This window comes from Photobacterium ganghwense, from assembly GCF_017329545.1.
Taxonomy (GTDB): domain Bacteria; phylum Pseudomonadota; class Gammaproteobacteria; order Enterobacterales; family Vibrionaceae; genus Photobacterium; species Photobacterium ganghwense.
Genome location: NZ_CP071326.1, coordinates 463,637 through 475,379, shown reverse-complemented (window position 1 = coordinate 475,379; position 11,743 = coordinate 463,637). Strand labels below are relative to the sequence as shown.

The following is an 11,743-nucleotide window of genomic DNA, read 5'->3' as shown; positions in this document are numbered from 1 at the left end:
AAATCAGATAACTAATGGCATTTTTATCCTTGGACATGCTATTACAGCAACCGTTCATTGTGAAGGTGATTTAGGTTTTCGAACGTTGCAACCGAGGCTTCGCAACTGATAAACAGGCAACCAAGAGCTTTCTTGGATACACAGCATATTATCTTGCACATAGAAAAACCCCAGTCATTTGACTGGGGTAACAGGACCATGCGAGACGCGATGAATTTGTCTCTGCTCAATCCATGGTCGGCATGGTAAATGAGCTGGTGTGCTGCTCCAAACGAACACTTGCTGGCCAGCGACTGGTCACGGTTTTCATGCGCGTGTAGAAACGTACACCGTCATTACCGTGAACATTGAGCGGGCCAAATACAGAGCGTTTCCAGCCACCAAAACTATGAAACGCCATTGGTACAGGAATTGGCACGTTAATACCTACCATGCCTGCCCACACATCTTCGCTAAACTGACGTGCGGTTTCACCATCACGTGTAAAAATGGCCGTGCCATTACCATATTCGTGATGATTGATAAGCTCCAGCGCAGTTTGGTAGTCAGGTACACGTACAACAGCCAACACTGGTCCAAAGATCTCTTCTTTGTAGATCGTCATCGCTGGGGAAACATTGTCAAACAGGGTCGGCCCCACAAAATACCCGTTCTCATACCCGGGCACAGACAAGCTGCGACCATCGACCAGCAGAGTGGCACCTTGCTCGATACCCGATTGAATGTAATCACAAATTTTCGCCTTATGCGGAGCTGAAATCACCGGTCCCATATCATTTTCCGAACCATCGACGATTCCTGGCCCAACACGCATGGCATCAATATGTTTGCGGAGTTTCGCAATAAGCTTGTCTCCGGTTTCATCACCAACAGCGACGGCTACTGACAATGCCATACAACGCTCACCTGCCGCACCGAAGGCTGCACCCATGATCGCATTAGCAGCCATGTCCAAATCGGCATCCGGCATCAGAATACAGTGGTTTTTTGCGCCACCCAGAGCCTGACACCGTTTTCCGTGCGCAGAAGCCGTTGAGTAGATGTATTCCGCAATCGGTGTAGAGCCAACAAAACTGACGGCCTGTACACGGGAATCAGTCAGAAGCACATCGACCGCTTCTTTGTCGCCATTTACCACATTGAAAACACCATCTGGCAGGCCGGCTTCTTTCAGCAACTCACCCAGAACAATACCCAGAGATGGATCCTTCTCAGAAGGTTTCAAAACGAAGGTATTCCCGGTTGCCAGCGCAATTGGGAACATCCACATCGGTACCATTGCAGGGAAATTAAAGGGGGTAATTCCCACACACACACCCAGCGGTTGCATTAATGAATGACTATCAACACCAGTACCGACATTGGCAGAATGCTCTCCCTTTTGCAGATGAGGAATACCACAAGCAAACTCAACAACTTCCAGGCCACGAGTCAATTCGCCCACCGCATCAGAATAGACTTTACCGTGCTCACTTGAGATCAAGCGAGCCAACTTGTCCATATTCGTTTCCAGCAGCGCTTTAAACTTAAACATGATACGTGCGCGCTTAAGCGGTGAGGTTTTTGCCCAAGTCGGAAAAGCTTTATCCGCAGCAGTAACGGCTTCCGCTGTCTCTTCAGCAGAACTTAGCACAACCTGGCGGGTCTGCTCTCCGGTCGCAGGATTGAATACCGGAGCAAAACGCTGGGTATGGCTTTCGCTGATTCGACCGTTGATAAAGTTCTGAACTGTTTCCATTTATTCGCTCCTAATTCACTATTCTAGCTTCCAAGCAGCCCAGCATGACCTTGAGCCATTGTGGTTACCAAACCGTAAGCTGTTTGAATACTCACTTCATTCACTCTGCGACAAAGACAAACCGTCTCAGGCCACAACCTGAAATCAATATACGAAATATTTATTTCATAATCAACATAAAACAAAACAAATAAAGCAACCAATATTCAATTAACTTCACAAAACACGAAACATCTGTTCTGAAATCAACGATACTATGAGGGATAACCCTCAACAGGAACATCAAACTGTGCAACCACCAGAAAGTCACTTTGTGAAAGATAAATTCCACAAAAATACCTTACTGTTTGAGCTGTAATCACCCACGCAAATGTGACTTGGCTCCGCATCGTTTAATGATCACACTAAAACAGATATAACTAACTGATAAACAAACAACAAAACAAGAACTCACGAGTAAGGGAGAATCCACTTTAGTCACCTTTCCCAGCCAACTTTTCTCCATCTCTCCAATACAAAACCATTCCAAAATCACATTCAATGAAATATTCATTTCACAAAAATAGATTGGAAGGCTATATTGCAACCATCTTATCGATACCGTTACAACCAGCTTTAAATGCCAAAAGCAATGTTGTGAACACATTCGAACACACGGTACAGTCACGGAGATTTCAATATGTTTAATGAAGAACGTCGATTCGAGCAACCTATCCGCTGGGGCATGGTTGGTGGTGGCAGAGGCAGCCAGATTGGTTATTCTCATCGCAATGCCGCTCAGCGTGATGGCTTGTTCAAATTAGTGGCTGGTGCCTTTGATTTAGATCCTGCCCGCTGTCAGGAGTTTGGGATCAATATTGGCCTTGAGGAACAGCGTTGTTACCCAAACTACCAAGCGATGTTTGAAGCCGAGGCACAACGTGAAGACGGTATTCAAGCAGTCTCAATCGCAACACCGAACTCTACTCATTATGAGATCTGTAAAGCTGCGTTAAAGGCAGGGCTGCATGTTGTTTGTGAAAAGCCTATAACATTCACCTCTGCTGAAGCTGAAGAGTTAAAAACATTGGCAGCAGAAAAGCAGCGTGTCATTGGCGTAATGTATGGTTACACCGGATTTCCAATGATCCATCAGGCCAGAGAAATGGTTGCCCGGGGTGATTTGGGAGACATTCGCGTCGTTAATATGCAATTTGCTCACGGTTTTCATAATGAAGCCTATGAAGAAAAAGAGCCGGGCCTTAAATGGCGTGTTAGTCCTGAAGTTTCAGGCCCCACTTATGTGATTGGCGACATTGGCACGCATGCTTTTTATCTTTGCGAGATGATCACCGGCATGCAGGTCAGCCGCCTGTCTTGTATGCGTCAAAGTTTTATTCCGTCTCGCGCACCATTAGAAGACAATGCACACGTCATGATGGAGTTTGAAGGCGGCGCAGTTGGAACGCTATGGGCCTCAGCGGTTAATGCGGGCTCAATGCATCAACAAAAAATTCGCGTTGTTGGCTCAAAAGCATCTATTGAGTGGTGGGATGAGCACCCTAACCAGTTGCGTTACGAAATTCAGGGAGAGGCACCACGTATTCTGGATCGTGGCATGGGCTACCTGTATCAAGATAACGAAGGCGTTGCGGCCAGCCATATTGGTGGTGGGCATGCAGAAGGATATTTTGAATCTTGGGCGAACCTGTATCACCGGTTCGCACTTGTGTTTAACGCCACTGAGCGTAACGATCATGCCACAGTCGACAATGTCTGGATACCAGGGATTGATGCCGGCATTAACGGTGTACGCTTATGCGAGAAGTGTGTTGAGTCTGCAGACAATCACTCAGCTTGGGTTAACTTTTAAGTTTCGCTCAACGCTGCACTGAAGACTCAATCCGGAGATACCACCGGTTCCCCCGAAAGCGGCAGTATATCCAAACCTCAGGCAAGCCTGACTATACAATTCAGTCCTTGCTGGCTCTATCTTTAAAGTCCTTTCGTTTTTCTCTGAGTGAGTGGGTCGTTGCATGGGAATGTTAAATCAGCCTTAGCAAAGTACCCGAATACAGAAACGCCTGACTATGTCAGGCGCTTTTTTCTATTATTCCACCCACTGGAGTGAAAAACCTGATCGTCTCTCCCCCAGAAGCCTGGCAGTGTTCAACCAGCAAGCATTACCTCAGTCAGTAGACTTATTCACTGTTCCCATCTCTGAACGCCAGCGACACCGCCAATGTTTGCGCCAGACATAAAGAAGCAGCCTGCGATCGAAAAGCATCAACCTGTGCTTCTTTAACCACAAAGCACACATCACTGAATGAGGCCAGTGGACTTATCTGACTATCAGTAATAATGATTTGCTTGGTTCCCAGCTGTGACGCCACCTCGCTAAGCATTAACGTTTCTTTGGCATATGGGGAGAAGCTGACAGCAATGACAGCATCATTAGAGCCAATCATGCTGATTTGCTCTTTAAACATACCGCCAAGGCCATCAATCAAAAAAGCGCGACGATTCAGGTGACGCAGCGCATACGTCAAATAAGAAGCCACACTGAACGAGCGGCCCAGACCAATCAGGTAGATATTCTCTGCATGACTGAGAATATCTACAGCCAAATCTAGCTTTTTAGGCTCCGTCTGTGCGGCGAGTTGCTGCATCGCCTGAGCATTTGCCCTGGAAAAAGCCTGAAGGATATCAATAGGTTGCTCTGGAGGGGTGGTATCATCATCCAGCTCTTTCAGAAGACGTATACGATCTGTGTAATTTGCAGTTTCCTCGAGCAAGTTTTGGCGAAATAGTTGTTTCATTTCATTGAATCCGCTAAATCCAAACGCATTCGCAAAACGGATTAATGTCGAGGGCGGTACTTCAGCATGTTGTGCAATAACCGCAACGGTATCAAAGGCTACACTGTTCGTGTTATCAAGAACATAGCCAGCAACTTGCTGTAACCGCTTACTTAAATCGTCATATTTTTCACGAATTTGCTCTTGCAGTTCAGTCAGACTGTTAGCAGCATCCATATAAAGCTCCCCAATAGGCGTACCTGACTCATTGTATTAACTTTTCATTCTTATATGAAATGATTTTTCCAGATATAGGTCGCAAGTAATGTAAACATTCAACCCTTTACTGCCGCACCACCGGCATACCTAAGCGGGGAATTATCCATAGACGGCTTGATACATTTTTTCCTTACTTCTTATAAATACTGATAGAAAGGTTTCTATGTTCAAGACATGTTGCTATTTGTCATTCAAATAACGTTTTTATTCTCAAGCAACTGGGTATTGCTTCTGAGAGCTCTGAACGCTTCACTGCGTCTACATACTGACTTATTGTAATAATTGGGCGACATACAACTTAAATTATTCATACAATCGTGAACCTTGATGGAATTTTCATTTCACACAATTGCTTCCAACCTTCACTTTAACGATAATAAATGAAATAAAAGTTTCAATGGAGTCATGTATGAGTAACGTGTCAAACCTCAGTCAGCTTCAAAATACGATCAGGCAGCGTTACCCCAGCTTGAGCAAACGGCTGCAAGAAGTCGCAGGATTTGTTCTTGATAACCCGAATAGTGTGGCGTTTGACACCGTAGCGGCTATCGCCAAAGAGGCTAACGTGCCTCCTTCAACATTAATTCGTTTTGCCAATGCATTTGGCTTCAGTGGCTTTAACGAAATAAAACAAATTTTTCAGCTAAACCTGATTGAAGAAACGTCAAGCTACTCAGAAAGAGCCAGTCTTTTCCGTCAGCTTGAGGGAGATCAAACGGTTAACGAGCGTCCCGAAAATATTCTGTATGAGTTTACCCGAGCCAATACCTTGGCAATGGAACGACTCGCAACCCACATTCCCCCCAAAGACCTACAAAAAGCTGTAGATATTCTGAGTGAAGCAAAACATATCTATGTTGTTGGATTAGGACGTTCGTTTGGGATCGCTTCTTATCTCACTTACGCATTACGCCACCTCGACCGAAAAGCATCACTGGTCGACGGGACCGGTGGCATGTTCAAAGAGCAGATTAGTATGATTGACGCCAATGATGCCGTCATTGCAATTAGCTACTCTCCCTATGCGGAAGAAACGATACTCACCAGCACCATAGCAGCAACGAAAGGAGCTCAACAAATTGTTCTGACAGATAGCCAGATCAGTCCATTGGCTTCCTTCAGTGATGTGTGCTTTGTGGTCAAAGAGGCTCAGGTTGATGCATTTCGTTCTTTGTCGGCCACACAATGCCTGGTTCAGGCATTAGCCGTTGCGCTGATATTCAAGCAACAAGCCAATCACGACAAACTGCCCGCTCAGGCATAACCTTTCAGCGAACGCTGTACCAAAGGCCCCAGCACTGGGGTTTTTCCGGCAAAGACTTCCCTGACCAGTACCAGCAATAATTCACCGGTCGCCACAGCATCAGCCAGAGCATTATGGGCCAAATATGGCGGCAGCCCTTTTTCTTCACGAATATGGCATAACCTGAGGTCTGGATTGCTTTTCCCTCTGTTAACAGAGAGTGACTTTTCCAGCATAAGGGTATCAAGCCAGACAAGGGGAAGCGGCACGTCTTGCGGTAATCGAAATGCTCGTCGTAAGAAGGCTTGCTCTATGGCAGCGCCATGTGCAACAACCACTTTACCCGCTAAGTTAGCCACCACAGTACTGACACATTCTTGCTCGGTCATTCCCCCAGCCAACGTTTCCGGTACAATATGGTTTATCACCGCCGTTTCCGGTTTAACCGCATCAGCGGCTAGCAAATAGTAATGTTTGCCTGTCGACAACGACAATATTTGCTGACGTATCTCTACCATCCCTACGGACAAAATCGCGTCAGTATCAGGGTCAAGACCAGACGTTTCGAAATCCAACACCACCAGTTCCAGGTCTTCAAATGGTATATCAGGGGGAGGGATCGGCGTTTGATACAGAGGCTTCAGGTGATCTGGGACGGTTCCTTTCGACCATTCAGACATGCGTTGCTTCTCCAACTGCTCCAGTGGATGAAAGGACTGAAATAATCGTTTTATCATCGTAACACTCCTTTCGCATGAAACCGCTGTTGTGCCGCTTCCTGATAACGAGAAATAATTCTGAATGCATCTTTAAGGTGGTTTCTCTCGAACTGCGTAAGCAGGGACGGAGCGATATTATTACTGGCTGGCTCACCACGCTCATGTGCTAAGCGTTGATGGCGAAAACGAACTTGGTTAATAAAATTACACGCCTCAATCAGCTCTTGCTGACTGGCAGCGCTGATTATTCCCCCTTTAACTGCTGCCTCAAGACGTTTCGACATTTCTGTTTCCTGACTCTCCGCAGCCAACGCATAAATTCGAGTCAGTTCAACCAATAAATTTACAGCCTGCTTCTTTATATTAAAGACACTGCGGTTTTCGCCATCTTTTGCTAACACAAATTGTCGAAACATTCCCAGAGGAGGATGTACCCGCAACGAGTTGGCAACCAACATCGCCAAAAAACGCTGATTCCCCCGCATATAAGCTGTTAGCTTGTGCTGAAGCGCTTCTACCAGCTCCTGTTGGCCAAACAGAAAACGAACATCTAGAAATACCGATATATTTAACAGCCCCTGAGAATCCGGGTGAATGATCCAGTCTCGATAATACTCCAACCATTGCTCCAAAGAGACGCACCACTTGGGATTGGTCGCCATCATATGTCCCGGACAAAGAATATAGCCACACTCTGCCAAACCATAACAGACGAACTCAGTCAGACGACGAAAATACTCTTTTTCTTCCGAATCAGGCTGTCGCGCAAGAATTAAGCCATTGTCCTGATCAGACAGGTTGTGGATTTCATTTCGAGCCTGAGAACCTGCAACAAACCAGGCATAGGGTATTGGTGCAGGCCCCAGTTCACGCTCGGCCAATTGCAACAGCCGCTTATTAAACGCATCCGCCACCAACGTCATTAATTGCTGTACTGATCGGGAGTGCATACCCGTATCCACCAGGGTTTCAAATACAGCATGTCGTTGCGGGATCAACGCTTTAAGGTCTTCCAGGCTTTCCTGACGGTATATACGGCTAATAAGAAAAACGGCCTGAACCTGACTTTTTTCCACAAGGCTGGTCGCAGTCAATACCCCGATGACGTTCCCTTTATCCATCACCGGTAAGCTGCGAACGTTATGCTGCATCATAGATTCAATGGCTTCGATCATCGACGATTCCCCATCGATTACCTGTGGATCACGTGTCATCACCACAGCAACCGGTGAGGTTAGAGGAATGTTTTCAACAATGACTCGCTTGGTCATATCCCGATCAGTCACTATACCCAGCAGCTTATCGCCATCCATCACTAAGGCACTTGAACGGTGCTTTTCAACCATGGTTTTCGCCACCTCATGAATGGAAGTAGACGCCGAAACCAAGGCCATATTTGTGTTTGCAACGTCTCTGACTGGCTTTAGATACAACGCTTCATCTGCAGCTTCCGCCATTGTCGCGGTCGTTGCCAACCGCACTGATTCCTGCGAAGCAAAATGATCCCGAACAGCTGGTATTTCCTCAATCAGCTGCATCAAGACTTGCTTTGGAATTCGGTACAGCAAAGTATTTTCAATTGCGGTCAGGGTATAGTCACAGTGCTCGCTTTTATGTAACTGGCTAAAACCAAAGAGATCACCATCGGCCAGCCGGGCTCTGAGTGACCGATCGGGGTTACATTGCTCTACGGCCCCAAGACGGACAATAAAAAGCCCCTGCCCGACGATTTTTTGCCCTGCCAGCTCATCGCCTTTCATAAGGTAAAGAATATCGACTGATGCCGCGAGAGCATCACGTGCTGCAGGGGTGAGGTGGTCAAAAGGATCTACAGTGGAAAGGTAATCAAATATATTTGGTAAAAGTGACTGTTCCATATTATTTCCATTCGCATATACCGAAATGACCTTTGCTTTCTCATCGAGCCTGGTTCGGCAGACAATTCAGCACAAGGTCATTTCGGTATAACCCCAGCAGAGCTCACCGGGGTTTCAGTTTCATGGTTGTGTCATGTTTTGAGCGCGATTTAATCGGCTTGTGCTCGAGCAGCAAGACGCGGGCTTTTCATCAATTCTCGACCGATTGACCAGAACACATAGCCGAGAGCAGAAGCTGCCAACACGTAGTAACCCGTCATTAGCCACCCCGGAACATTGTGCGCAAGGTAAATGTACATTGAGACAGAACCAAGCGTGATAAGAACCGACACAGGCAGGGACATAGACCAAGGTTCAATATTAACTTGCTCGGTATACACCTCTTGATACGCTTCTTGTGGATAGAAGTAGCCAACGACCAACATGAAGACAACGTTGATGACAAACAGCATCCCGACCAAATGGAAGAAGTGAATATCAATCTTGATGACAAAATTGAACAGAATATACGCTGACATACCAAAGACCAGACCCAGCTTGGCAGCAATTGCTGGCACACGCTTCGTTAACAGGCCGACAAGCACCACGCTGAGAATTGGCGAGTTGAAAATACCCTGTAGCTGTTGAATGAGATAGAACAGGCCATCCGGGGCATTTGCTACCAATGGAGCAACAATCATTGATACCAGAGCTAATCCCAATCCAAGGAACTTACCGACTTTCACGGTTTGTGCCTCTGTTGCGTCAGGCTTTAGTGATTTTTTGAAAATATTGACCGTAAATAGCGTGACGGATGAATTCAGGCCACCACTGAATGTAGAGAAAACCGCCCCCACAACCACAGCGGCGAAGAAACCCACCAGTACTTCAGGCAGAACCAGTTGTACCAAGTTCGGATAAGCATGATCAGGGTTATCAATTTGTCCCTGAAACACATGGAACGCGATAATGCCGGGCAGGATGATAATGGAAGGTATCATCAGCTTGAAGAACGCACACAGCAATACCCCTTTCTGGCCTTCCGCCAGGTTTTTCGCTCCCAGCGCTTTTTGTACAATCGACTGGTTAGTACACCAGAAAAACATATTGGAAATGATCAGCCCGGTAAACAGCGTCGAGAAAGGAACCAATGAGTCTTTGTCACCAATCGAGTTAAACTTGTCAGGATTACTTTCATACACCTCGAGAAGGCCAGACCATACATTTCCATCACCGACGTAGGCCAGCGCAAACAGCGTCACCATCAAACCACCGGTAATCAGCCCTACCCCGTTGATCGTATCAGCTACAGCGATCGCCTTGATCCCACCAAAGACGGCATACAGCGCCCCCATACCACCAACACCCCATACCATGATCCACATTGCCGTATCTTTATCGACGTTGAATACATGAGAAACCTGGAACAAGCTCTCCAGTGCAATTGCACCGGTATAGAGCACGATAGGTAACAGCGAGATGACATACATACTCAGGAAAAGGATGGAAGTAATGGTCAGAGTCTGCTTATCAAAACGTCTTTCAAGGTATTCCGGTATAGTGGAAATACCTAATTTCAGGTAACGCGGCAGAAAGAACATCGCAAACAGCACGATGGTCATCGCAGCCATTACCTCCCACGCCATCACTATAAAACCGGTTCGGAATGACAGCCCATTCAACCCCACCAAGTGTTCAGTTGACAGGTTCATCAGAAGCATAGAGCCACCAATGTATACGCCCGTCAGAGAACGACCTCCCAGAAAATAACCTTCGGCTGAATCCGTAAGGTGCGCATTTCGTGTTTTATAGTAGGCAACCCCTGCCACAAACAAGGTAAACCCAACAAACGAAAGAAAAGCTAGCATGATACCTCCAAACTTTGTATTACACGCTTTTCCAGAGCCAGAATCCGTTGGCACTGGTGTTATTGGATAGCAAAATAAAAAGCGAGCTACGCAAAGCAGCCCGCTTGATAGAGTTATAATTTGACTTCTTTACCGGTCTTCAGCGATTCAAGGGCTTTATCAGCCATCAATAACGCAAGTTCACCATCGTACCCACTGCATTCTGGTTGTGCGCGGCCAGCCAACACATCGACGAAATGTGTCCATTCTGCTTTATATGCAGCATCATAGCGCTGCAGGAAGAAATGCTCTGGTTTGGCAGCCACACAGCCAGCTTCGCCCCATTGCTCAACAGCATTTTCGTGAATGTTCTTCGCAGTCAGCAGCCCTTTTTCACCATGCAGTTCAATACGCTGGTCATAACCGTAACCAGAACGTCGACTATTGGTGATTGTCGCCATTGCACCAGAAGGGAACTTCATCACAATAAATGCGGTATCAATGTCACCGGCCTGGCCAATTGCAGGGTCAACCAAATTACTACCCTGAGCATAAATGGAGACAGGATCTTCCCCCATAATGAAACGCGCCATATCAAAATCATGGATAGTCATGTCTCGGAACATGCCACCAGATACTTTTACATATTCGGCAGGTGGTGGAGATGGGTCACGAGAGGTGATCAGTAACGATTCTGCTTTGCCGATACTACCCGCACTCAGCATCTCACGTACTTTTCTGAATTGAGGGTCATAACGACGGTTAAACCCGACAAACAACGGAACCTGATACTGTTCGACGATGGCCAGACAACTGCGAACTCGCTCAATGTCCAGATGAACAGGTTTTTCACAGAAGATGGCTTTACCGGCTTTCGCAGCTAATTCAATCAATTCAGCATGTGTATCCGTTGCTGACGCAATCAGCACACCGTGTACATTTGGATCAGCCAAAGCCTCTTCAGTACTCTGTTGTTTGGCGCCGTATTTTTCTGCAAGCGCTGCGGTTCCTTGAGAGAATGGGTCAATGACAGAATACAGTTGAGTTTCCTTATGATCTGCGATATTCACAGCATGAACCTGCCCAATACGCCCTGCGCCGAACAATGCGATGTTGTACATAACTACTCCTTTTAAACAGAACCCAGTTTGTGTTGTCCGTTTCATCACCGGCTCCTCTCAGTGCCAGACAGCTATGCCATAGGCTGAACCGCGCTGAACTCACTTCATTACATATGAATGCTGGTGATGCATCAGTTGATAGAAAAAATATACCACAAGAAAT

The 11,743-nt window shown here is 46.6% G+C and carries 8 protein-coding genes; 2 read left to right on the top strand and 6 right to left on the bottom strand.

What is annotated here, in order from left to right; all coding sequences use genetic code 11:
- Window positions 1-226: 226 nt before the first annotated feature.
- On the bottom strand, window positions 227-1,738 hold the full coding sequence (locus tag FH974_RS18110) for a CoA-acylating methylmalonate-semialdehyde dehydrogenase (RefSeq protein ID WP_047884638.1): 1,512 nt from the start codon (window positions 1,736-1,738) through the stop codon (window positions 227-229).
- A gap of 679 nt (window positions 1,739-2,417) precedes the next feature.
- Here FH974_RS18110 and FH974_RS18105 point away from each other — a divergent pair.
- Window positions 2,418-3,590 carry a Gfo/Idh/MocA family protein gene (locus FH974_RS18105; RefSeq protein ID WP_047884639.1) on the top strand — a complete coding sequence of 391 codons (1,173 nt, stop codon included), beginning with the start codon at window positions 2,418-2,420 and terminating at the stop codon, window positions 3,588-3,590.
- A 328-nt stretch (window positions 3,591-3,918) separates the two neighbouring features.
- On the opposite strand, the gene FH974_RS18100 is transcribed toward FH974_RS18105, so the two are convergent.
- On the bottom strand, window positions 3,919-4,752 hold the full coding sequence (locus FH974_RS18100) for a MurR/RpiR family transcriptional regulator (protein ID WP_047884640.1): 834 nt from the start codon (window positions 4,750-4,752) through the stop codon (window positions 3,919-3,921).
- A 451-nt stretch (window positions 4,753-5,203) separates the two neighbouring features.
- Here FH974_RS18100 and FH974_RS18095 point away from each other — a divergent pair, with 451 nt between their 5' ends.
- Complete coding sequence (locus FH974_RS18095; protein ID WP_047884641.1) at window positions 5,204-6,058, top strand: MurR/RpiR family transcriptional regulator; 855 nt, start codon at window positions 5,204-5,206, stop codon at window positions 6,056-6,058.
- Here FH974_RS18095 and FH974_RS18090 read toward each other — a convergent pair.
- The 4 genes from FH974_RS18090 to iolG form a co-directional block, all read right to left on the bottom strand.
- Complete coding sequence (locus FH974_RS18090; RefSeq protein ID WP_047884642.1) at window positions 6,049-6,774, bottom strand: exonuclease domain-containing protein; 726 nt, start codon at window positions 6,772-6,774, stop codon at window positions 6,049-6,051. The genes FH974_RS18095 and FH974_RS18090 overlap by 10 nt on opposite strands.
- On the bottom strand, window positions 6,771-8,633 hold the full coding sequence (locus tag FH974_RS18085) for a DUF294 nucleotidyltransferase-like domain-containing protein (RefSeq protein WP_207104050.1): 1,863 nt from the start codon (window positions 8,631-8,633) through the stop codon (window positions 6,771-6,773). The genes FH974_RS18090 and FH974_RS18085 overlap by 4 nt, the downstream gene beginning before the upstream one ends.
- 149 nt (window positions 8,634-8,782) lie before the next feature.
- The gene (locus FH974_RS18080) at window positions 8,783-10,480 is read right to left on the bottom strand and encodes a solute:sodium symporter family transporter (protein ID WP_207104049.1); all 1,698 of its coding nucleotides are present in this window, start codon (window positions 10,478-10,480) and stop codon (window positions 8,783-8,785) included.
- Window positions 10,481-10,593: 113 nt separating this feature from the next.
- Window positions 10,594-11,580, bottom strand: coding sequence for an inositol 2-dehydrogenase (iolG, locus tag FH974_RS18075; protein WP_047884645.1), 987 nt, complete (start codon window positions 11,578-11,580; stop codon window positions 10,594-10,596).
- Window positions 11,581-11,743 lie beyond the last annotated feature (163 nt).

Bases quoted from the DNA above. Each gene is read 5' to 3' on its own strand.
- FH974_RS18110 (WP_047884638.1), bottom strand. From the start codon at position 1,738: ATGGAAACAGTTCAGAACTTTATCAACGGTCGAATCAGCGAAAGCCAT.
- FH974_RS18105 (WP_047884639.1), top strand. From the start codon at position 2,418: ATGTTTAATGAAGAACGTCGATTCGAGCAACCTATCCGCTGGGGCATG.
- FH974_RS18100 (WP_047884640.1), bottom strand. From the start codon at position 4,752: ATGGATGCTGCTAACAGTCTGACTGAACTGCAAGAGCAAATTCGTGAA.
- FH974_RS18095 (WP_047884641.1), top strand. From the start codon at position 5,204: ATGAGTAACGTGTCAAACCTCAGTCAGCTTCAAAATACGATCAGGCAG.
- FH974_RS18090 (WP_047884642.1), bottom strand. From the start codon at position 6,774: ATGATAAAACGATTATTTCAGTCCTTTCATCCACTGGAGCAGTTGGAG.
- FH974_RS18085 (WP_207104050.1), bottom strand. From the start codon at position 8,633: ATGGAACAGTCACTTTTACCAAATATATTTGATTACCTTTCCACTGTA.
- FH974_RS18080 (WP_207104049.1), bottom strand. From the start codon at position 10,480: ATGCTAGCTTTTCTTTCGTTTGTTGGGTTTACCTTGTTTGTGGCAGGG.
- iolG (WP_047884645.1), bottom strand. From the start codon at position 11,580: ATGTACAACATCGCATTGTTCGGCGCAGGGCGTATTGGGCAGGTTCAT.